General features: G+C 72.2%; 16 protein-coding genes and 1 tRNA gene. 14 read left to right on the top strand and 3 right to left on the bottom strand.

Going from position 1 to position 21,270, the window contains the following annotated elements:
• Positions 1-133 precede the first annotated feature (133 nt).
• A complete protein-coding gene (locus ACFYW7_RS37655; protein ID WP_389510974.1) occupies positions 134-1,636 on the top strand; it encodes an FG-GAP repeat protein in 1,503 nt (500 codons plus the stop codon).
• A 151-nt stretch (positions 1,637-1,787) separates the two neighbouring features.
• Here ACFYW7_RS37655 and ACFYW7_RS37650 read toward each other — a convergent pair whose 3' ends face one another.
• Positions 1,788-3,488, bottom strand: a complete 1,701-nt coding sequence (locus tag ACFYW7_RS37650; RefSeq protein ID WP_389510972.1) for a restriction endonuclease — start codon at positions 3,486-3,488, stop codon at positions 1,788-1,790.
• A 394-nt stretch (positions 3,489-3,882) separates the two neighbouring features.
• Here ACFYW7_RS37650 and ACFYW7_RS37645 point away from each other — a divergent pair, with 394 nt between their 5' ends.
• The 3 genes from ACFYW7_RS37645 to ACFYW7_RS37635 all read left to right on the top strand — a co-directional run bounded on the left by ACFYW7_RS37645 (position 3,883) and on the right by ACFYW7_RS37635 (position 6,288).
• Positions 3,883-4,137, top strand: a complete 255-nt coding sequence (locus tag ACFYW7_RS37645; protein ID WP_389510970.1) for a lipopolysaccharide assembly protein LapA domain-containing protein — start codon at positions 3,883-3,885, stop codon at positions 4,135-4,137.
• A gap of 191 nt (positions 4,138-4,328) precedes the next feature.
• Complete coding sequence (locus ACFYW7_RS37640) at positions 4,329-5,258, top strand: ADP-ribosylglycohydrolase family protein (protein ID WP_389510968.1); 930 nt, start codon at positions 4,329-4,331, stop codon at positions 5,256-5,258.
• Between the two features lie 112 nt (positions 5,259-5,370).
• Positions 5,371-6,288, top strand: a complete 918-nt coding sequence (locus ACFYW7_RS37635; RefSeq protein WP_389510966.1) for a class I SAM-dependent methyltransferase — start codon at positions 5,371-5,373, stop codon at positions 6,286-6,288.
• A gap of 212 nt (positions 6,289-6,500) precedes the next feature.
• Here ACFYW7_RS37635 and ACFYW7_RS37630 read toward each other — a convergent pair whose 3' ends face one another.
• Positions 6,501-8,033, bottom strand: a complete 1,533-nt coding sequence (locus ACFYW7_RS37630; protein ID WP_389510964.1) for a polysaccharide lyase family 1 protein — start codon at positions 8,031-8,033, stop codon at positions 6,501-6,503.
• Between the two features lie 275 nt (positions 8,034-8,308).
• On the opposite strand from ACFYW7_RS37630, the gene ACFYW7_RS37625 reads away from it, so the two are divergent.
• From ACFYW7_RS37625 to ACFYW7_RS37585, 9 genes are all read left to right on the top strand, one after another.
• Positions 8,309-8,455 carry a hypothetical protein gene (locus tag ACFYW7_RS37625; RefSeq protein ID WP_389510962.1) on the top strand — a complete coding sequence of 49 codons (147 nt, stop codon included), beginning with the start codon at positions 8,309-8,311 and terminating at the stop codon, positions 8,453-8,455.
• Positions 8,456-9,191: 736 nt separating this feature from the next.
• Positions 9,192-9,617, top strand: coding sequence for a hypothetical protein (locus ACFYW7_RS37620; protein ID WP_389510960.1), 426 nt, complete (start codon positions 9,192-9,194; stop codon positions 9,615-9,617).
• Positions 9,618-9,631: 14 nt separating this feature from the next.
• Positions 9,632-10,321 (top strand): ABC transporter ATP-binding protein, encoded by a 690-nt coding sequence (locus tag ACFYW7_RS37615; protein ID WP_389510958.1) that lies wholly within the window; start codon positions 9,632-9,634, stop codon positions 10,319-10,321.
• On the top strand, positions 10,318-12,675 hold the full coding sequence (locus ACFYW7_RS37610; RefSeq protein ID WP_389510956.1) for a hypothetical protein: 2,358 nt from the start codon (positions 10,318-10,320) through the stop codon (positions 12,673-12,675). Before ACFYW7_RS37615 ends, ACFYW7_RS37610 begins: the two co-directional genes overlap by 4 nt.
• A 210-nt stretch (positions 12,676-12,885) precedes the next feature.
• Entirely contained in the window at positions 12,886-14,292 is a 1,407-nt protein-coding gene (locus tag ACFYW7_RS37605; protein ID WP_389510954.1) for an FG-GAP repeat domain-containing protein, read from the top strand.
• A gap of 514 nt (positions 14,293-14,806) precedes the next feature.
• On the top strand, positions 14,807-17,860 hold the full coding sequence (locus ACFYW7_RS37600) for a tetratricopeptide repeat protein (protein WP_389510952.1): 3,054 nt from the start codon (positions 14,807-14,809) through the stop codon (positions 17,858-17,860).
• A gap of 160 nt (positions 17,861-18,020) precedes the next feature.
• Complete coding sequence (locus tag ACFYW7_RS37595) at positions 18,021-18,260, top strand: hypothetical protein (RefSeq protein WP_389510950.1); 240 nt, start codon at positions 18,021-18,023, stop codon at positions 18,258-18,260.
• On the top strand, positions 18,260-18,643 hold the full coding sequence (locus tag ACFYW7_RS37590) for a toxin Doc (protein WP_389510948.1): 384 nt from the start codon (positions 18,260-18,262) through the stop codon (positions 18,641-18,643). The genes ACFYW7_RS37595 and ACFYW7_RS37590 overlap by 1 nt, the downstream gene beginning before the upstream one ends.
• Before the next feature lie 45 nt (positions 18,644-18,688).
• Positions 18,689-18,762: transfer RNA gene (locus ACFYW7_RS37585), tRNA-Met, on the top strand.
• Between the two features lie 250 nt (positions 18,763-19,012).
• Here ACFYW7_RS37585 and ACFYW7_RS37580 read toward each other — a convergent pair.
• Complete coding sequence (locus ACFYW7_RS37580; protein ID WP_389510946.1) at positions 19,013-19,930, bottom strand: LysR family transcriptional regulator; 918 nt, start codon at positions 19,928-19,930, stop codon at positions 19,013-19,015.
• Between the two features lie 100 nt (positions 19,931-20,030).
• On the opposite strand from ACFYW7_RS37580, the gene ACFYW7_RS37575 reads away from it, so the two are divergent.
• Complete coding sequence (locus ACFYW7_RS37575) at positions 20,031-21,047, top strand: NADP-dependent oxidoreductase (protein WP_389510944.1); 1,017 nt, start codon at positions 20,031-20,033, stop codon at positions 21,045-21,047.
• The last annotated feature ends 223 nt before the right edge of the window (positions 21,048-21,270 follow it).

The following is a 21,270-nucleotide window of genomic DNA, read 5'->3' as shown; positions in this document are numbered from 1 at the left end:
ACCCGCGGCCTCCCGTAGGCCGGCGTCGGTCGGTGGACCGACCGGTCGCGCACCCGCTCCACCCCCACGCACCCCACGCCCCGGCCCGACGGGACGCCGCGGGCGATCCAGGAAACCCAGGAGGTTCTGTCCTGTGCGTCATGTCAACAGCGCGGCCGTGACGGCCGCGACGCTCGTCGCCCTCGGTGGCAGCACGATGATCGCCGCCCCCGCGGCACAGGCCTCGGTGCCCTTTCCGTCCATCGGCTGGCAGCAGCACAACTGCGACTACAACGGCGACGGGTTCGACGACGTGCTGACCGGCGCCCCTGGTGCCACGGTCGACGGCGCCGAGGCCGCCGGCTACGTCACCGTGCAGTACAGCTCGTCGAGCGGTCTCAGCACCACCCGGAAGAGCGTCCTCCACCAGAACACCTCGGGCGTCCCGGGCGCCGCCGAGACCGGTGACGGCTTCGGGAGTGCCGTCGCCTCCGGCGACCTGGACAACGACGGCTACGACGACGCGATCGTCGGCATCCCCGGTGAGGACGTGGACGGGCGCTCCGAAGCGGGAGGTGCCGTCGTCCTCTGGGGCTCGCCGAGCGGACTGCACGGGAGCGACAGCACCTGGCTGGAGAACCCCGACGGACCGCGGGCCGGGGCGAACTTCGGTCTGGCCATCGAAGCGGCCCGCTATTTCGCCCCCGACCCGGCGGACCCGGACGCCCATCTGCGCGACAGCGTCGCCGTCCTGGAGAACGACACGCTGCTGTTCTTCACGGCCGCGCCGGAGGTGAGAGCCCGGCAGCTGAAGGCCTCGGACACACGAGTTCGGGCTCGGGACGTGAGCCCCCTGGAGACCGGCTTCGCCTTCCGGAGCCTCAGCCACGGCAACTACAACGAGGACTCCTGGGCCGACCTGGCGGTCTCCGGTGTGACCACGGGCGACCAGCCTGGCATCGGCGGCACCCGGGTGCTGCACGGCGCACCCGATGTGGAGGAGTTGGGCGACGGCGGCACGTTCGAGGGCGGTCCCTCGGTGGTCTCCAGCGACTTCGATCACGACGGGCAGGACGACCTGGCCATCGGCGACACGGGCGTCGGTTCGCCCCTCGGCGGATCCGTCTCCGTCTACCTGGGCCAGGGCGACCTCTCCGGCCTCGGGTCGACCCCCGCGCAGACCTGGACACAGGACTCCCCCGGTGTGCCGGGCACGGCCGAGGCGGGCGACCGGTGGGGCTCCGAACTGTCCTCCGGCGACACCGACGGCGACGGCCGCCCGGACCTCGCCATCGGGGCGCCCGGGGAGGACGTGGGATCGGTGTCCGACGCGGGCGCGGTCTGGACACTGCGCGGTGCGCCGGGCGGGCTGACGGCGACCGGGGCACGCAGCTTCGACCAGAACTCCTCCGGCGTTCCCGGCGCCGCCGAGGCGTCCGACCACTGGGGCGGCCAGGTACGGCTGATCGACGCCGACAAGGACGGCCGCTTCGGCCTGCTGGCATCGGCACCCGGTGAGAACACCGACGACGGCTTCGTATGGGTCCTTCCGGCCTCGGCGTCGGGACTCGTCGCCAAGGGTTCGTGGACCTACGACGCGGTACGCCTCGGGGCGTCGGCGGACGACGCGCGGTTCGGGGCAGCGATCGACGAGTGACGTTAGGCCTTCCGAACACCCCCCGTCGCCGTGCACCGGTCCACCGTTCCCGCGGGTCCGGTGCGCCCGCAGGAACGGTGAGGGTTCTCGCCGCCCCGCCGACGAGCGCGACCGTGCCGCGGTTTCCGTCGGGGTCGGAGCGGGCGGGCTGTCACAGCGGGTCGAGCGTGTCCGCTGTGACGGTCCGCCGTCCGTTGGAGGACGGCGCGGACACCACACCGAGGTGTTCGAGCGCTTCAAGTGCCTTGCGGGCCTGAGGACGCGGGAGGGAGAAGCGCTCCTGCAGCATCACCATGGTGGCGCGTCGTTCGGAGACGACAGCGTCCGCGATGTCGCGGAGGATCTCGACGCGCAGCCCGGCCCGCTCGGCCTGCCGGATGTAGTCCTCCTCCCGCCGCGCGCCGGCCGCCGGGGAGGACGGAGCCGGGCGAGCGGCAGCCGGGCGACGGGAGCCCGCGGTACGCGGCCCGCTCGGCGGGGCGGTGCGGGACTCAGCCGTCTGCACCAGTTGCTGGGCAGGCGGGTTGACCGGGGTGGGCACTCCTTGCAGGTCGTACTGGAACAACGCGATGCCGTGCCGCGACGCCCAGTCGACGGCCGGTGGGGTGTAGCCGGCGAGGGCGAAGAACAGGGCCGTCCTGCTCTTGGCGACGGCCACGCCGTGCAGTTGCTGCACGGTGGGACGGCTGGTGGGGCTGCCCTCCATCTTCACCTGGGCCACGGCATGTTCGGCCAGCACGTCGATCCCCTCGTCCGCGCCGACGGGTGTGGCCGCGGCGTCGGCGAAGCCCAGGTGGCGCATCCAGTCGACCGCGACGAGTTCCGCGTCCCGGGCGGTACGGATCAGCCGGTCCTCGGGACGGTCGGCCCGAGGAGCGGGCGCCGGACCCGCGGCGGCCTCGGCCCGGGCCGCGAGGGCGATCCGCAGCTCGGGGTTGCTCACGAAGGAGAACACCAGGTCGCCGATCATCAGCATGCCCCAGTCGTGATGCGTCGACTCGACGAGGTCCCGGGGCTCGGGCACCCATCGGTAGGACAGGCCCTTGTCGGCCACGGCGGCCCCGCGGTCGGTGAAGATGAGCAGAGCGGGTCGCTGACGGTCGCTCTCGGGCTCGGACCAGGCCACGCACAGGATGCGTTCGTCGACCGCGATGTGCCGTCGCGCCAGCCGTCCGGCCTCGGCCTGAAGACGGGGCTGCCGCGCCCGGCCCGCCCTGGCCAGACAGTGGGCGAGTGCCTCGTCCTGCGGTGTGCCCCGCTCCGGGAGTTCCTCGATCAGTGCGCGGACGGCCTCCCGCAGCGCGCGGGCCGCTTCGGCCGTACGGCGTTCCTGCTCCGCCGCGGCCGCTTCCCGCTGCTTCTGCCCGGCCCGCGCCGCGGCGTCGGCCTTCTCCTGCGCCTGGCGCTCCCGCGACAGCTGGGCGCGGGCGTCGCTGCGCCGGCCGGCCGGGGTCCTGTCGCGCACCCACTGCACGACCAGGCCGAGCGCGAGCACGCCTGCCCCGACCCCCCACACAGCGGGGGAGATGAAGAACCCGACGAGCATGACGCCCATCCCGATGAAGGCCACGCAGCCGATCACGCCGGTGACCGACTCGAAACGGGCGTCGCCCGGCGACGGAGGGCCGTACTCGTCCAGCGGGTCCTCGCCGCCCTTCCGCGAACCGTCCGACTCCAGCGTCCGCGGGCCCACCGAGGTCCGCCCCGCCGAGGTCCGGTCCACAGCGGTCCAGCCCACAGCGGTCCGGCCCACACCTTGACAGGCCGACGCGCCCCGCAGATGGGAGCTGACGATGCCCTCCTCGTCGACCGGAACCCAGCGCTCACACACCGGGCACGCGCCACGCTTCACCGAACCATCCCCCATCCCGGACGTACTTGAGGTTGCAACAATAATGGCCCTGGCCTCGCGGTATGCCGGTCCGGCCCGCATATCGCCGCCACCCACCCACGCGAGACCCGAGCGCGAACCGACCCCGACCACGACACCGACGCCGAGGACCACGGCGTCCGCCCCGGCATCGACGGCAGGACGAGGCGCCGCAGTCCGCGAACAGGGTGTCCGAGCCCAGGCCCGAGAGGTCCGAGCCGCCTGCGACAGAACACGAGGGAGCGGCGTGGGCCCACGCCACCGATGCGCACCGGCCGCACCGCTCAGTCCCGACCCGCGCGGCGGCCGTGCCACCAGGGACGGCCCGGCGCACAACCGAGTCGCCCACTCGGGTGAACCGCCGGATACTGGACTCATGGCCCATAAGACCGCGAAGGCACATGGGCCGTCCACCGTGACGGTCAAGGGGCGGGACTACCGGCTGCGTTCCATCGGATTCTTCGTGCTCGCAGCTCTGACGATCTGGTTCATCGCCGCGAACACCAATTCCGTGACCATCCGGCTCTGGATCCCCGAGGTCACCCTCCCCCTGTGGATCGTTCTGTCCGTGACCCTCCTCGTCGGCATCCTTCTGGGACTGCTGATCGCCTACCGCCGGGCCCGCCGATAGCCCGTCGCGCATCCGGGCGGCCCTCGTACGGGCAACTACCGTGACTGGCGAAGGCATTGGGCGCCGGCTCGGTGAACGGCAACATGTGTCGGGGACCCCGCACTCGTCGCCGCGGACCACCGCACGACCCCGCCCCCCACCGACCGGCCGTCACCGGCCCCGAGCCCGCGCCGTGCGGGTAGCCTGCGTGGATGAAGCGGATTCAGCGAGCCGCCGGGGCGGTCGTCGGCTCAGCTGTGGGGGACGCGCTGGGCGCGCCCTTCGAGTTCGGCCTCCCGGGAACGTTCACCGCACGGTTTCCCGTGCCGGGTGCCGGTGACGAGATGAGCGGCGGCGGTGGCTGGGACCCGGGGGAGGCCACCGACGACACGCAGATGGCCGTCCTGGTCGCGGAGTCCCTGTTGGAGCGGGGCGGGCTGGATCTGCCGGACATCTTCGCCCGCTTCCAGCGGTGGGCCGCGTCGGAACCCAAGGACATCGGCTTGCAGACCGAAGACGTCCTCACCAACGGCATGACCTGGGACCTCGCCGCCGCCGTCCATTTCCAGGTCAACCTGCGAGCCGCCGGCAACGGTTCCTTGATGCGGGCATCGACGTCCGCGGTCCACTTCGCCTCCGCGGGCCGGGCGGCCACGACGGACGCGGCCCGCCGCATCGCCGCCCTCACGCACGGCGACCGCGCGGCCTGGGAAGGCACCGCGATCTTCCACGAACTCATCCGCGTCACACTCGAGGACACCGACCCCCTCGCGGCGCTCCCGGACATCCTCGACCTCGTCCATCCCGACCACCGGGAACGCTACGCCACGGTCCTCGCACCCGACTGGCACCCCGATCGGGCGACCGAGTTCAACGGTGCCGTCTGGCCCTGTCTGGGCTCCGCCGTATGGGCCCTGCGCACCACCACCACCTTCGAGGACGCCGTACGCGCCGCGGTCGACCTCGGTGGTGACACGGACACCGTCGCCGCGGTGACCGGAGGTCTCGCGGGAGCCTCCTACGGGCTGGACGCGATCCCCGCCCGCTGGACCCAGCCCCTCCAGGTCCCCCTCCCCGGATTCGACGGACGAGTACTCCACCTGGCGGATCTGCTCTCCCTCGCGTACCGCCTCGCGGACTGACACGGTTCCTACCGGCTCCGGGCACCTCGTCGCACCAGGGCCGGTGGGACCAGAGGCCGGGCCGCTTCTCGCCGAGGTCGTGCGGGGGAGCCGTGGTGTTGAATATCGCTGCATGAGCGAGAGTGGGCGTTCCGCGAGCCGCACGGCGGTGCTGGTCTGCCAGGGGCGGGCGGCCGCGGACGGCATCGCCGCCGCTGGCCGGTTCACGGACGCGATCGCGGTCCGGCTGCTGCGCGCCGCGGAACGTACACCCGTCGACCAAGTACGCGCGAACACGCCGCCCCGGGGCTGGCGGGAGCGCACCGTGTACGAGAGCGTGCGGGCGTGCGCCGAAGTGGTCGTGCCCCGGACGGTCGCGATCGACGACGCGCTGCGCGTCCGCGTGACCGGCCAGCTCGTGATCCTCGGCGCCGGGCTGGACACACGCGCGTGGCGTCTGCCCCACCTCACGCGGACCGATGTGTGGGAGGTCGATCATCCGGCCTCCCAGCAGGACAAGCGGGCCCGCCTCGCCGAGGCCGCGCAACCGCTCCGAGGACCGGACGAGAGCGATGACATCGCCGCCGAACTGCCCACCACCGCCCGTCTCGTGCGGTTCACTCCGGTCGATCTCGCCGTCGACGACCTCGGCACGGCGCTGGACGCCGCCGGGCACGACCCGTCCGCGCCGACGACCTGGCTGTGGGAAGGCGTCGTCCCCTATCTCACGCACGACGAGGTGCGGGCCGCGGTGGCCGCGCTCGCCGCACGCACGGCTCCGGGCAGCGCCCTCGTCGTCAACTACCAGGTGCCATCGGCCAAGGCGTCCGTAGGTCGGTTGCTGGCACGCGTGCTCGGCGGTTCCATCACCTCGGGCGAGCCGTGGCGCTCACTGTGGACGCCGGAGCAGATGGCCGCGCTGCTCGCGGAGTTCGGCCTGCCGGTGGTGTCGGACGACAACCTCCTCGCCCTCGCGCACACCCTCGGCGGTCCCACACGCGGGCGGACATCCTTGCGGTCAGGCCGGGTGGCCGTCGCGGAGCGCCACTGACACGCGGTGGTGACGCGGCGACCCGCGGCCGAATCTGCGGGTCGCCGGTCTTCGTGCGAAAGGCCGTCAGGCCACCGCCCTGATGCCGCCCCTTCCGGAGGTTCGACACCTCCGGAAGGGGCGGACTTCCGCTCGCTCACCGTCCGTTCGTGCCAGGTGGAGGTGATCGCGCGGGTGTGGCGGCGAATCATGACCCGGGGCACCGGCTCCGGTCAGGCGTACGTCTCGAACTCGGTCACCTTCGGGGTGGCGCCCGAGCCCGTGATCTCGAAGGTGACCTTCTTCAGCGACGTGGAGGCGAAGGAGATGGTCCCCGCTCCGCTGCCCGAGGTCAGCACCGCTCCGGTGTCGGCGTTGAGCACCCGCCAGGAGCCGATGTTGCCCGTGGCGCCTGCGGCCTCCCGGATGACGACCTTGGAGACGGTGGTCGCCGAGCCCCACTTGATCGAGATGGAGCCGGTCGAGCCGGTCGGCGACCAGTAGGTGCTCGTGTCTCCGTCGCGGACGTTGCCATAGCTGGTGCCGGCGGCCTTGCTGGAGCCATCGGAGTCGGCACCGATGCTCAGGTTGGTCCCGGTCGGTGTCGTCGGGGTGGGAGTGGGCGTCGGGGTGGGAGTGGGGGTCGGTGTGGGAGTGGTCGCCGCGCAGTTGCCGTCCGACACCTTCAGGCCGTTGTTGGCGCCCGCCGTCGCGGCCACGATCGACGGCACGCAGGACGCGGCGTCGAGACTGTAGGAGTACGGGATGCTGACGGTCGTGTTCGACGTCGGATTCGGCCCGGCGGGGTTGTTGTCCTCACCCGCCGCCGACCAGGTCACGTTGTCGAAGATGTTCCCGCTGACCTGCCAGTATCCGGGAAGGTCGGTGTAGAAGGTGCCCAGGACGTCCTTGGAGTCCTTGAAGTAGTTGTTGTCGACCTTGGCCTTGCCGCCGGCCCGGGGGTTGATGCCCGACTCGTTCAGGCTGACGTAGTAGTTGTCGTAGATGTGGGCGGTGGCGCCGCGCAGCAGGGGTGTACGGGAGTCGATGTTCTCGTACCGGTTGTGGTGGAAGGTGACCGGTCCGTTGGCGAGGTCGCTGTCGCTGGAGCCGACGAGTCCGCCGCGTCCGGAGTTGCGCAGGACGCTGTAGGACAGCGTGACGTAACGGGTGTTGGCCTTCATGTCGAACAGTCCGTCGAAGCCCTCCGACTCGCCGCCCGAGGCGACCAGCGTGGCGTGGTCGACCCACACGTTGTGCACGTCGGTCTCCATGCCGATGGCGTCACCGCCGTTCGAGGTGGGCGAGCCCGACTTCTTCACGTTCTGGACGGTCACGTTCTGGACGATGATGTTGCTGGACTCGCGGATGTGGATGCCGATCTGGTCGAACACGGCACCGCTGCCGACACCGATCAGCGTGACGTTGCTGATCTGCTTGAGCTCGATCACACCGGCCGCGGTGTTGCAGCTGTCGCCCGACACCTTGGCGGTGTTGCCGACGGTGATGGTCCCCTCGACCTGAATGGTGATCGGGGTGCTGCTGTCGGCCCGGCCGCAGAGCGCCTGGTGGATCTGGGTGCCTGTCGTGGCCTTGATCGTCGTCCCGCCGGCACCGCCGGTGGTGCCACCGTTCTGGGTGGCGAACCCGGTCGCGCCGGCGGTCGCCGCCGACGCGGTGGGCATCGACAGGACCACGCCTGTCGCCGCCGCCAGGGCCAGCGTGCCGAGTGCCGCGGAAAGTCGCAGAGCGACTGGCTTTCTCATCCTCGCCTCGTCTTTCGTCTTCGCGCGCCGGGGGTGCCGGCACGTCCGTACCGGGTCCAGGGGTCGTCGGGACCCCACTCCCATGCCATGTGTGTGCCGAAGCGGGCCACCTACGGCCCTGTGCGGATGTCGCGCCCGCCGAGCGGCGGGAGGGGGACTGCGGTGCTGGTGCAGTGCGGGCTTTTCTGCTTGGTGGCGCTGGTTCAGCCGTACTCGCGGGTGGCACGGCGGCGTGCCGGGCCGGAGCGCGAACTGCCGGTGCGGCCCGGACGCGGATGCCGCGGACACGCGACGATCGGGGCACGAAGGCCCAGGACACCGTCGTACGGACCCTGTTGACTCCCCCGCACCGCGAACTGGCCGGCACCACCGAGGTGTTCCTCGACCGTGCGGACCGGGCCGGGCGTACGGCAGCCGAATGACGGTGGACGCTCCGGGCGTCCCCTGTGTGGGTGCTCGGCACCGTGGCCACGGCGACGGGCGCTGGGGTGCGTCCGCGCCCCGGAGCTCATCCCGGAGGCATGGCACGTCGGCACCTCGGTGCGGCCAGCCCCCGGGGCAGCCCCGCGCCGGATCGGTTGCGGCTCATGGGCTGCTCCACGGCTGATACCGCGGGTCCGCCCTCCGCTGCGTGGTGCACACTCAGCTGGAAAGCGCTTTCTAGACGCGAGAATAGGGCGCCCGTCGCCGGCTTGACAAGCATGTGAACACGGATCGACCGGCCGGGTTTTGCCGCAGCACGGTCACTCTCGGGCGAACATGCAGTTCACGCGCAAGAAGGGCCGGGCTCCATGTCGCCTGGAGTCGCGAGGCCCGGAGCCGAGTTCATATACATGGACACCAAAGATGGCTCCGGCGGCCTGCCCGCGCCTTGACGAGCAGGCCGCCGGCCGGGAGGACCGAGGGAATCTCCCGGCTGCCCCGCCGCGGCCGATGACCACCTTGATCTGCCGGCACGCGGATTGCCGCACGGATGCCGCGCTTGCCCAGGTGGGCCCCGACCCGCACGGGGACGTACGCGTTCCTCGTGGCGCGCATGCCGACCCAGCCGTCCGGATGCCGATGGCACAAGATTTTCGCAAGGTCTGCGCAAGGTCCCTGGAAGAACCTGTGAATGCCTCCCGACCACGGAGGTTTGCCGATCTCAGGGGGAAATCCATGCGATTCATCCAGAAGAAGCGACTGCTGGCCGCCACCGGCCTCGCCGGAGCGCTCGCCCTCGGCGTGGCGTCCTCCGCCTACGCCCTGGGCAGCGGGTCGCTCAACCTCGACAACGGAACGGGCAAGTTCACCGGCAGCTGGTCGTTCTACCCGCAGGGAACGGGCCACGGCGGTATGCACGTGACGGGCAGCGTGTGCGACACCAGCGGGGACGGCGACGGCGTCTACAGCGAGGGCCGCGTCCACGGTTACAGCTGGTCCGGCAAGGTCGGCGACTCCAACGGCTCCGCGGCCGGCTGCGGCTCGGTGAACAAGGAGTGGTACGACCCGGCCACGACGTACACCTCCTACGGCTACTACCAGGTCTGCACCGACGACCTGGGTTCGGACACCTGCAAGGGTTCCGGCCGGCTCAACCGGTAGTGGGGGATCTGCCTGTGCTTGCCGCGGACAACCTCGCGTTGAGCTACGGCAGCACGGTGGCGCTCGCCTCGGCGAGCGCCACCGTGCGCCGCGGCGAGGTGGTGGCCGTCCGGGGACCCAGCGGCTCGGGGAAGTCGACCATGCTCCAGTGCTTGGCCGGACTGGTCCGCCCCGACAGTGGTGTGGTCACCTTCGACGGCACGGAACTCACGTCCCTGAGCGGACGGACGCGTTCGCGGTTGCGGCTGCGGGAGTTCGGCTTCGTCTTCCAGAACAGCGAACTGGTCCCGGAGCTCACCCTGCGCGAGAACGTGACACTGCCGCTGGAACTCACCGGCTTCCCCAGGGCGCAGCGCGCGGGACGGGTCGCCGAACTGCTCGACCGCCTGGGCATCGCTCGGGAGGGCGACCGCAGGCCCGCGCAGGTCTCCGGCGGACAGGCGCAACGCGCCGCGGTCGCACGGGCGGTCGCGCACCGGCCCCGCATCGTCTTCGCCGACGAACCCACGGGCGCCCTCGACCGTGAGAACGGCACCGCGGTTCTCGACCTGCTGATGGAGCTGGCCCGCGCGGACGACACGGCGGTCGTGCTGGTCACGCATGACGCGACCGTGGCGGAGCGGGCGGACCGCACCGTGGAGATGTGCGACGGGAAGACAGCACCGGCGGGAGTGCCGCGCGGTATGACCGGGGTGGCCACATGAGGACGACTCTGACACTGGCCCTGCGGCTCGTACGCGGCGGAGGCCGGGCGGGTGCCCTCCGGCTGGCGCTGATGGCCGCCGGTACCGCAGCCGGTGTGGCGGTGGTCGTGCTCGCGGCCGTCCTGCCGGGCGTACTGAACGCACGGGCGGAGTCCTCGGCGGCCCGGCTGCCGGACGTGGCCCCGCCCGGCCGGCCGGCGGCGTTCCACTTCGTCTCCGTGGAGGACGACTGGAACGGCCGGCAGTTCACGAGGATCTTCCTCTCCCCCGCTGCGCCCGGCACCGCTCCGCCACCCGGCACCGACCGTTTCCCCGGTCCTGGCGAGGTCATCGCCTCCGACGCCGCGGCCGAGCTGCTCCGCCGGGCCGGGCCCACCGCGGCGAAGGCACCCGGCCGGCTGACCGGCCGCATCGCCCCGGACGGGCTGCTCGGTCCCGGCGAACTGTACGCATACGTCGGGCTGCCCGCCCGCCGTCTGGCGGCGGGCACTCCTGCCGTGGGGTTCGGAACGGCCGAGACCGACAACCTGGTCGTCTCCGTCTACGAGGGGGTCGCACGGCAGCTCGCCGCCATCCTTCTCCTGCCGACCCTGTGCTACCTCGCCGTGTGCGGGCGGCTCGGCGCGGCGATACGCGCCCGGCGCAACGCCGCGCTCCGACTGCTGGGAGCCGGCCGGGCCACGGTGACGGGCGCCGCGGCCGTCGAGTCCGCCGTGGCCGGTACGGCGGGCGCGGTCGCAGGACTCTTCGGGTACGCGTTCGTGGAGCCCTGGCTGTCCGGGAGCGGACTGCTCGGGTTCACCTGGTATCCGGCCCGGTCACTGCCCGCCCTGAGCCTGTGCGCGGTGGTGGTCGTGGGAACCGCCCTGTTGTCGGCGCTGGTCGGCGCAGCAGGGGTGTGGCGGGGGACGGCGCGCCGGCCGGTCGCCGAAATGCTTTCTTCTTTCCGTTGGTGGATGCTGGTCCCGCTGCTGGCCGGTCTGGGACTGATGCTCCCGCCGCTGACACGGTCCGCGCGGATCCCATCGGGAGAGCGTGCCGACGTACCCGGCCTGCTCATCGTCCTCGTACTGACGGGCATGGCGCTCGCGGCACTCGGCACTCTGTGCCTGTCGCGGCCCCTTGCCCGCCTCTCGGGCCGGGCCCTGGCGCACCCCCGGCTGCCACTGACCGTGCGTATCGCCGGGCGGCGACTCCAGTACGGTGCGTCCCCGGTCATGAGCCCGCACTCTTTGCTCGTGGGGTTCGTCCTGATGGCGGGGGTGGGCGCGGGCGTACTGCACGACCAGGAACTCGGCGCCGCTCCGGACCCGCGCGACTTCCACATCAGCGTCGACGCGCGCCGTGTGCCCGAGGCCCGGGGGCGGGCCGAGGTGACCGCCGTCGCCCGGGAGGCGGCCGACCGGGTGTGGCTGCTCCAGTACTCGGCGCTCCCGTCGGCGCCCTCCGGGACCGGTGCTTCAGGGTCCACCGCCTCCCCCAACGGGAGCGCGGATTCAGGGAACACCGATTCGGGGAGCGCTGCTCCCGCAGAGACGGCCGAGACCTCGGCCGCGGGGGTGACTCCCATGGTGACCGCTTCCTGTGAGGTCGTGCGCAAGCTCACCGGGGCGCCGCTTCCCGACTGCCGCGACGGCGCCGAGTACCGCTTCGGGAGCCCCGTCCGGTTCTCCGCGGCACCCCCGGCCGGACTGGACCTCGTCTTCGACAACGCGTCGGGCGGCCGGTCGCGGTACCGCACCCCGGAGGCGTTCCTCCCGATCCCGCAGGCCGAACGCACCCCGCTGGGGCCGGGCGGCATCCTGGTCACCGGCGAACAGCCCCGGTTCGGCTGGGCGAAACAGACACTCACCTACGTGAGCGTCGACGGCCCCGAATCCCGGGCGTCCCGTTTCGCCGCTGCCGTGTCAGCCGTGGAGCCCTTGGCCGTCATCGATGTGAAGGATCGCAATCCGGTGGCGCTGGAGACGTACCGGGCCCACCGGGGAGTGACGACGTTCGCCGTCGCGGTCGGGTTCCTGCTGGCCGCTCTGGCTCTTCTCATCGCGGCGGCCGATCACATCGCGCAACGGCGCGGGGAGGTGGCGCACCTGTTCGTGCTGGGCGTGCCGAACCGGTGGGTCCGGGCTGCCCAGCTCGTCGAGATCATCACGCCGCTCGGCTGTTCCTTCGGTCTCGCCCTGGTGACCGGTCATGTCTCGGGCAGTGCCTGGCTCCAGCTCAACGGCCGGTACGCGGGCTGGTACTCGGGAACGTGGCCCCCCATGCTGGCGCTCACCGGCACGGGCCTCGCCATCGCCGCGATGGCCGCACTGCCGACCCTGACGGCATCTCGTACCGCTGCCGAATTCTGAGGGCTGCCGGTCTCCTCCGGCGGGGACGTGCCCCTCGCCATGGCATCCGTGCCGTCCCCGCCGTCCGTCGTCCCGTTCATCCGCTCCTCACGCCCCGTCCGCGCGGCGGACCATGCTCCGCCGCGCGGGCGGGGACCGTGGTCCGCACCGGGAGTCGCCGCGTCTCCCCCCCCCTACCGACGCTCCGTGCGGGGATGCGAGGGTGTGCGGATGAAGTCCCGAGTCCCGTCGCCGGTTTTCGCGGTCGGCGTCACCTGCGCCGTGCTCGCCTGCCTCGCCCTCGCCGGGTGCGGCGGCGCGACGAGCGACCGCCCGTCCTCCGGTACGGCCCAGGCGACGTCCGGCGCGATACCCGCCACGCTCCCCGCCCGCCGTGCCCCACAGCCCGGAAAGGGCTCCAAGGACCCCGACGACGTCAACGGTGACGGCTACCGGGACCTGCTGCTCCCCGCCGGTGTCGTCTTCGGTTCCGCCCACGGCCTCGACCCCGCCGTTCGCAGCGTCTGGTCGCGCGCCGAAACCGGCGACCCGGACCTGGCCAACGGCGTCACGGAACCCCTCCCCGTCGCCGCCGACCTCGACGGCGACGGCTTCCCGGACTTCGTGTCGGTCCGTAGGGGGCCCACCGTCCAGGAGAAGGGCTCATTCCCCGTGGCGCGCGCCGTCCCGAACGTCTCCTGGGGTGGCCCGACCGGACCGACGCCCGGCGCCGAGCCGACCGCGCTGCGGATGCCGGACCGGGTGACGAAACTGGGGATGTCGCAGTTGGTCCGCGGCGACTTCGACGGCGACGGGCACCACGACCTCGCCGGATCCGCCGCGAACAAGTCGTCCCTGGTCGTGCTCTACGGCCCGTTCAGCCGCTCCGGCGCCCCGGCCCGTACCGAGACCCGGCTGCCTTGGTCGGGCGGCTCCCTCTTCGCCGACGCGATCGATCCGTCCGGGAAGCCTCGCGCTACCTCCCTGCTCGTGCACGGCACCAACGACAACGAGCAGTCCGGCAACACGCTCGTCGTCGCCCACCGCGGCACCGGGCTCGCGGCCCGGGGCACCGCGCTCCGCCGCGGCAACGCCCACGCCTTCGGCGACTTCGACGGCGACGGCGTGCGCGACGTCGCCGTCGGGGACGACCGCAGCCGCAACGACGAAGACGCACCCGGTACCGAACCCCCGGACGTGGACGGCTCGTTGACGGTCCACCCCGGCTCCGGCGCGCCGCCCGTCGTGCACCGACTGCCGGACGTCCCCAAGGGTTTGGGCACCGACTACGGCCCCGGCGGCTTCACCGCCGCCGACCCCGACGGCGACGGCCGCGACGGCATCCTGGTCGCCACCTACCAGGGCGCCACCCTGATCGACGGCGACCGCCGCACCACCGTGCTGCGACGCGGCCCCGCGACCGTCGGCGGCAAGCGCACGCCGGCCAAGTGGCTGCACGCCCGCCCCGTCGGCGCCGGGGACTTCGACGGCGACGGGCGCGACGAACTCGTCCTGGCCTGGGCGCCGGGCCTGCAGTTCGGCTTGTACGGTGAGCACCCCTCGTACTGGTGGATCACCGACGGCACCGGCTCCCGCGACCGGGCCTCCTTCGTCACGGACGCCTTCGCCTCCGGGTGAAAGGGCACGGCCGGCGCGCCGCCGGGTCAGCCGACCCGGTGGTGCCGACCGGACGTTCCCGGCACGGCGGGCAGCCGTTCCGGCAGCGACCCTCGCGTGTCGACCACGGGCAGACCTCCGGTCCGGCCACCCTGGACGACTCCGTCAGCACCTCCGCGACCAGCGCACCGGGCCGGTCGCTGCCCGGCCCGGTGCGCGGATGAACGGCAGCTCCGGACCTCGCTTCCTGGAACCGCGAAGCCGATTCGTCCACCGCCGCGCGCACCTGAGTCACCCACGACAACGCCGTCCCGCACGACGACCGGGTTCAGCTCCCCCATGGGACGGAAGTCGTCCGTGGTACGGCGGTTGCCGTGAGCGCGATGGAGGTGGGTGGTGGCCGAGAACCTTGCGTGAAGCTTGCTTCGCGGGTGGCCCGATGGTTGTGTGACGCGTGGGGAAGGATCACCAAGCGCAGGGTGGGCAGGGGGAGCACGTGGGGGGATTTCGGCTGCTGGGGCCCGTGGAGTTATGGGTGTCGGGCCACCCGGTGGATCTGGGACCTGCCAAACGACGCACGGTCCTGGCAGCGCTGCTGGTGGACACGGGTCGCTGGGTGTCGGCCGAGACCTTGATCGACCGGGTCTGGGGGGAGGACCCGCCCGGACAGGTGCGCGCCACCCTCTACGCCCACATCGCCCGCATCCGCCGTGTCCTCGCGGAGGCGGGCCCACACCTTTCGGACGCCGCCGACGGCCCGCCCTCGTTGGTGCGCGGCCAGGGAGGCTACCGCCTCGGCATCTGCCCGGACCGGGTCGACGCGCACCGCGTCCGGAACCTCGTCGCCCGTGCCCGTCAGGACAGCGGTTCCGATGCGGTACGGGTGGCTATGCTGCGGGAAGCCATGAGCCTGTGGCAGGGACAGCCGCTGGCCGGACTGAGCGGAGACTGGGCGGCGCGTACGCGCGAGAACTGGCTCAACCAGCGGATCGACGCCGTCCTCGCCTGGGCGGACGCCGAACTCCGCGTCGGTGGCCACGTCGTGGTGATCGACACCCTGTCCGTCCTGGTCGCCGAGAACCCGCTGGTCGAGCCGCTCGCCGTGGCGCTGATGCGGGCGCTGCACAGCGCCGGGCGCACCCCGGAGGCACTCGCCGGATACGCCGCCCTGCGAAAGCGGCTGGCCGACGAACTCGGCGCCACCCCGGGAGCCGAAGCCCGCCGGGAACACCAGGCGATCCTGTGCGGCACGGCCACCGCACCGGCGACCCGACGCACAACGCCCGGCGCCGACGCCACCAGCACCAGCACCAGCACCGAGCGAGCCGTGGTCCGTCCCGCTCAACTGCCTCTGGAAGCTGCGGGGTTCATCGGCCGTGAGGAGGAACTGGCCCGGCTGGACAAGTTCCTGGCCGCGGCGGGGGAACGGTCGACCGCGGTGGTGGTCTCAGCGGTGTCCGGCACCGCGGGCGTGGGCAAGACCGCCCTGGCGGTGCGCTGGGCGCACCGGGCCCGACACCGTTTCCCGGACGGCCAGTTGTACGTGAACCTGCGCGGCTACGACCCAGAACGGCCCATGACCGCCTCCGACGCGTTGGTCCGGTTCCTGACCGCGCTCGGGGTGTGCGGGCAGGACATCCCGCTGGAGCCGGACGACCGGGCGGCACGCTACCGCACGGAGGTCGCGGGACGGCGCATCCTGATCGTGCTCGACAACGCCTCCACCGTCGAACAGGTCCGTCCGCTGCTGCCCGGCACCGGCTCCTGCGCGGTACTGGTGACCAGCCGGGACAGCATGGCCGGGCTGGTCGCGCGGGACGGCGCGCACCGCCTCGACCTCGATCTGCTGCCCCCCGACACCGCCCGCACCCTGCTGCGCCGGCTCGTCGGCCCCCGCGCCGAAACCGACCCCACCGCCGTCGACGCCCTCGCCACGCAATGCGCCCGGTTACCCCTGGCGTTGCGGATCGCCGCGGAACTCGCCGCCTCCCGTCCTTCGACGCCGCTGACGGACCTCGTCGCCGAACTCGTCGACCATCAGCGGCGATTGGACCTGCTCGACGCGGATGGTGACCCCCGGACGGCGGTCGCCGCCGTGTTCTCCTGGTCACTGCGCAACCTGCCGGCGGACGCGGTGCGGACCTTCCGACTGCTCGGCCTGCACCCCGGCCCCGATTTCGACGCCCACGCGACCGCCTCGCTGACCGACCGGGGCCTCACGGACACCCGCCGCACCCTCGACGTCCTCGCCCGAGCCCATCTGGTCCAGCGCATCGACGCCGCCCGCTACGGCATGCACGACCTGCTGCGGGCCTATGCCACCCGCCTCACCACGGCCGACGACGCGCCGCAGGTCCGCGAGCAGGCGCTCGACCGGCTCTTCGACCACTACCTCGCCACCGCGGCCGCCGCCATGAACCGCCTCCATCCGGCCGAGGCCCACCTGAGACCCGCCGTTCCCGAGCCCACCGCCCCCGTTCCCGAGCTGTCCGATCCCGACGACGCGCGCGCCTGGCTGAACACCGAGCGAGCGTGCCTGACGGCGGTGTCCGCCCATGCCGCCATCCACGGCCGGCCCACCCACGCCATCCGGCTCTCCCTCACGCTGTACCGCTACCTCATCAGCGGCCACCACAACGACGGCCTCATGATCCACGGCCACGCCCGCGACGCGGCTCGGCTGCTCGGCGACCCGGCGAGCGAGGCCCGGGCTCTGCTCGGCATCGGCACCGCCTACTGGCAGTTGGCCCGGCACGAACCGGCACGCCGGCATATCCAGGCAGCGCTGGCGTTGTTCCGGCGGGCCGACGATCTGACCGGCCAGGCCCGCGCCCTGGTCAACCTCGGCCTCGTCGAGGAACGGCTGGGGCGCTTCCGCCAGGCCGTCGAATTCCTCGAAGAGGCTCTGGCGCTGTACCGGCGCGTCGACGACCGGTCGGGCGAGGCGATCGCCCTCAAGGACCTCGCCTCCGTCGAGGTGCAACTGGGCCGCTACGGAGAGGCCGCCGACCATCTCCGGCAGGCGTTGGCCCTGCTCCGCCGGACCGGCAACCGATACCTGGAGGCCCACGCGCTCAACGACCTCGGCACCATCGAGGTGGAACTCGGCCGCCTCGGGTCCGCGGCCCGTCATCAGGAGCAAGCCCTTGTCCTGTTCCTGGAAGTCGGCGACCGGTACGGCGAAGCCGGGGCCCTGCACGGCCTCGGGGTCATCCACACACGGCTCGACCGGTACGCGCGGGCCGCCGAGTACCACCGACAGGCGCTCACCATCTACCGCCAGAACGGAGACCGCGACGGTGAGGCCCGAGCCCTCAACGGGCTCGGTGAGGCCGCCCACGCCGCCGGCCGGCCCACCGATGCCCTCGCCCACCACACCGACGCCCTCTCCATCGCCGAGGACATCGGCAATCCGGGCCTGCAGGCCCGCGCCCATGGCGGACTCGGCGACGCACACCGCGCTTCCGGCGACACCACCCCCGCCGTTCACCGCTACGAGCGCGCTCTCTCCCTCTACACCGACCTCGGCATGCCCGAGGCCGAAGCCATCAGGACGAGGCTGGCGACGGTCACCGGCGCCAGGCCGTAGCACCGGCTCCTGCCGCGGTCCTGGCCCGCACCGCTCGGCCTATGGACAGGACACCGATGAGCAGGAGACCGATGGCAAGGTCAACAGTCCCGCCCGAAACGGGTTCCTGATCCCTCGCAAGGGCTGGCCCCATCAGGTACCTGATCGGTACCATCCCTGTATGCCATCACTCAATGTGACCTTCACCGAAGAAGAGATGGAAGGCGTGCGTACGGCTGCCGCGGCCGAGGGCAAGAGCCTGAAGCAGTACATGCACGACCTGGGCGTGCGTGAGATGCACCGCAAACAGTTCGTCGCCGGAGCCGCGTCATGGGCCGACAGGCTCCGCGCCGAGTTCGACGAGGCGTTCCCCGACGAGGTCCCCCCGTCGCAGCGCGACCAGGGAGCCACTGCCGCCTGATGAGCGACATCCTCTACATCGACGTCCCCTGGCTCCTGGACGTCCAGGAAGCCGCCCTGGGGAGCGACGACGTGTCGGTCACCGACTACTCGGCGTTGGTGGCGGCGGTCGCCCGGCACAAGACGCGCATGCCGACGCTGGAGGCGTCCAACCCCGATGCCGCGTGGCGCGCGGCCGCACTCCTGCACACGATCGTGCGCCTCGAACCCCTGCCGCACCGGAACAGCCTCTTCGCCGCATTCGTCGCGGGCCAGTACATGGATCAGTCGAGGGAAGGGATCGATCCCCCTTACGGAGGCTTCTCCGACCTGGTCAGAAAGATCGGCGAGACCCGCCTGACGATCTACGCGGTCGCGGACGTCCTGCGCGCCTGGCGGATCTGATACCTCCGGCCGCCCGCCCCGGATCATGTAGGGTGGCTACACCGACGCGGGGTGGAGCAGCTCGGTAGCTCGCTGGGCTCATAACCCAGAGGTCGCAGGTTCAAATCCTGTCCCCGCTACGCATACTCGGCCCCCTCCGACCCTCTAGGTCGGAGGGGGCCGAGGTCTTTTTGCGGACCCACGCGAATCTGCGGCGGTCCGGTGGACCCGCCGCTGCGGATTCCCTCCAGTCGGCTCCCCATGGGCCCCGGTCCCACCGCACTCCGGCGTCCGGGGAGTGCCCGGGTCGTCGCCGGGGCGCAGCCCCGGCCGCAGCCGTCGGACTCTCCCGACCTCTGCCGGCGTACCCGGGCCCCGCGATCACCCCGGTCAGGCATCCCCGCCGAGAAGGCGCACCCCGTGGGGGGCCGTCGCCCGCAGTTCCCTCACCAAGGCGCGTACGACAGCGGATCCGGCCAGTTCCGAGGTGGTGACGTAGCCGATCCGGCGGGTCGGGCGTCCCGGACCGAGATCAGTGATCTCGACCGAGTGCGGTGCTCCGGTCAAGGACAGCGCCGGCATGATCGCCATCCCGTGACCGCCGCTCACCAAGGAGAGCACCGCTCCGTCGTCCTCGGCCTCGACGGTCGCCCGCGGGATCCAGTCCTGTGCTGCCCACCAGTCGCGCGTGCAAGAGCCGCAGTTCTCGGTCCAGTCGATCAGCGGCAGGGAGCGCGGAGCCGCATGGCCCGTCGCGTGCACCAGCGCGTACGGCTCCTCGAGGAGCCCGCTCGCGACCAGACCCGGCGGAAGCGACGCGGAGCCGCCCAGGGTGGCGATGGCGAGGTCGGCCTTCCCGTCGGCCACTTCGCCCGCGGTGCCGCGCCCGACCTCCCGTACGATCCGCACCCGCGGCTCGATCCCGGGGTGCCGGGCACGAAGCCGCCGCAGGACGGGCGGCAGCAGATGCAGGGCCGCGCTGCGGAAAGCCGCGATCCGCAGGGGCCCCTCGGGGGCGTCGGACCGGGCCGCGCCACGCGCCTCCGCGGTCAGGACGTCCAGCAGGCGCAGAACGCGGCGGGCGTGTGCGACGGCCTTCTCCCCGGCGGGCGTGGGGCGGGCGCCGGTGCGGCCGCGTTCGAAGAGGACGGCACCGATCTTGCGCTCGCTGCCACGGACCGAGCGCGAGACCCCGGACTGGGTCAGACCGAGGGTGTCGGCCGCGGCCGAGAAGCCACCGGCGTCCGCGACCGCCACGAGGACGCGCAGTTCCTGAGGAACGAGGTCGGCGTCGGACGTTCGGGCCACGGGGCGCTCACCTCGTCGTATGAGAACTGCTCATGGATGGGCGGGTCTTATGAGCCGAACCGGCTGCCCGGGCGGCGCATTCCCGTCCTACGGTCCGGACATGAACGAGACCGCGCTCACCGTGCGACAGACCGCCCGCCCCCACGGCCTTGCCATCGCCGAGCACTTCGCCTTCGTCGAATCCCCGCTTCCCGCCCCCGCGGCCGGCAGCGCGCTCGTGGAGAACCTCTACTGGTCCGTCGACCCCTACCACCGCGAGATGATGGACGACGTGCCCGGGGGCTTCGCGCTCGACGCACCGTTGGAGGGCCGCACCCTCGGGCGGGTGACCGCCTCGCGCACACCCGATCTCACCGAGGGTGACATCGTGTTCCACCGGCAGGGCTGGCGCACCCACGCGGTGGTCGCGCCCGAGGTGGTCCGGAAGCTGCCCCTCTTCGAAAAGGTGCCCCTGACCGCGTACTTGAGCGTCCTCGGCGGCACCGGCCTGACCGCCTACGTGGGCCTGACCCGGATCGCCCGGCTCCAGGAAGGGGAGGACCTGTTCGTGTCGGCCGCCGCGGGCGGGGTCGGCACGGCCACCGGACGGTTCGCCAGACTGCTCGGCGCCGGACGGCTCGTGGGCAGCACCGGCTCGGCGGCGAAGTCCGCCCACCTCACCGGGGTCGTGGGCTACGACGCCGCCTTCGACTACCACGACGGTCCCGCCGCCGAACTGCTCGGCAAGGCCGCGCCGGACGGCGTGGACGTGTTCGTCGACAACGTCGGCGGCGAACAACTGGCGGCGGCCGTGGGAGCGTTGCGCGAGTTCGGACGCATCGTCCGGGTCGGCACGATAGGCCAGTACAACACCCCCCACGCCCCGGCTCCGCGCTTCGACTACGCGGACATCGTGGAGAAGAGCCTCCGCATGGAGGGCTTCCTGGTCAGCAACTACCGCGATCTCCAGGAGGAGTTGTACGCGTTCGCCGTGCCGCATCTGCAGAGCGGCCGGCTCGTTCCGGACGAGACGGTGGTCGACGGTTTCGAGCACATCGTCGACGCGTTCCTGGGAATGCTGCGCGGCGAGAACACCGGCAAGATCATCGTGCGCGACCGCACCCAGATCGCCGCGTGAACCGACCCCGACTTACGGTGTCGCCCTCCCCGGGTCCACCCTGGCGGCCGGGCAGGCGACCGGACGCTTTCGATACCCGGCGGATTCCGCCGAAGAGCGAGCCCTCCGAGCGGGCGCGGCGACGGCAGCCGGTCGTCCCCAGGTCCACGGCATCCCCCTTGAAAGGCCGCCGGAGGGTTCTGGCCTGGAGAATTCAGGTGACCGACGGGGAGGGCACTGCTTA

The organism is Streptomyces sp. NPDC002580, assembly GCF_042889485.1.
Classification (GTDB): domain Bacteria; phylum Actinomycetota; class Actinomycetes; order Streptomycetales; family Streptomycetaceae; genus Streptomyces.
This window is presented reverse-complemented; position numbering and strand designations above follow the sequence as displayed.

Coding starts and splice junctions, on each gene's coding strand:
- ACFYW7_RS37605 (WP_389510954.1), top strand. CDS start 12,886: ATGAAGTCCCGAGTCCCGTCGCCGGTTTTCGCGGTCGGCGTCACCTGC.
- ACFYW7_RS37645 (WP_389510970.1), top strand. CDS start 3,883: ATGGCCCATAAGACCGCGAAGGCACATGGGCCGTCCACCGTGACGGTC.
- ACFYW7_RS37620 (WP_389510960.1), top strand. CDS start 9,192: ATGCGATTCATCCAGAAGAAGCGACTGCTGGCCGCCACCGGCCTCGCC.
- ACFYW7_RS37590 (WP_389510948.1), top strand. CDS start 18,260: ATGAGCGACATCCTCTACATCGACGTCCCCTGGCTCCTGGACGTCCAG.
- ACFYW7_RS37575 (WP_389510944.1), top strand. CDS start 20,031: ATGAACGAGACCGCGCTCACCGTGCGACAGACCGCCCGCCCCCACGGC.
- ACFYW7_RS37610 (WP_389510956.1), top strand. CDS start 10,318: ATGAGGACGACTCTGACACTGGCCCTGCGGCTCGTACGCGGCGGAGGC.
- ACFYW7_RS37625 (WP_389510962.1), top strand. CDS start 8,309: ATGCCGCGGACACGCGACGATCGGGGCACGAAGGCCCAGGACACCGTC.
- ACFYW7_RS37595 (WP_389510950.1), top strand. CDS start 18,021: ATGCCATCACTCAATGTGACCTTCACCGAAGAAGAGATGGAAGGCGTG.
- ACFYW7_RS37630 (WP_389510964.1), bottom strand. CDS start 8,033: ATGAGAAAGCCAGTCGCTCTGCGACTTTCCGCGGCACTCGGCACGCTG.
- ACFYW7_RS37640 (WP_389510968.1), top strand. CDS start 4,329: ATGAAGCGGATTCAGCGAGCCGCCGGGGCGGTCGTCGGCTCAGCTGTG.
- ACFYW7_RS37635 (WP_389510966.1), top strand. CDS start 5,371: ATGAGCGAGAGTGGGCGTTCCGCGAGCCGCACGGCGGTGCTGGTCTGC.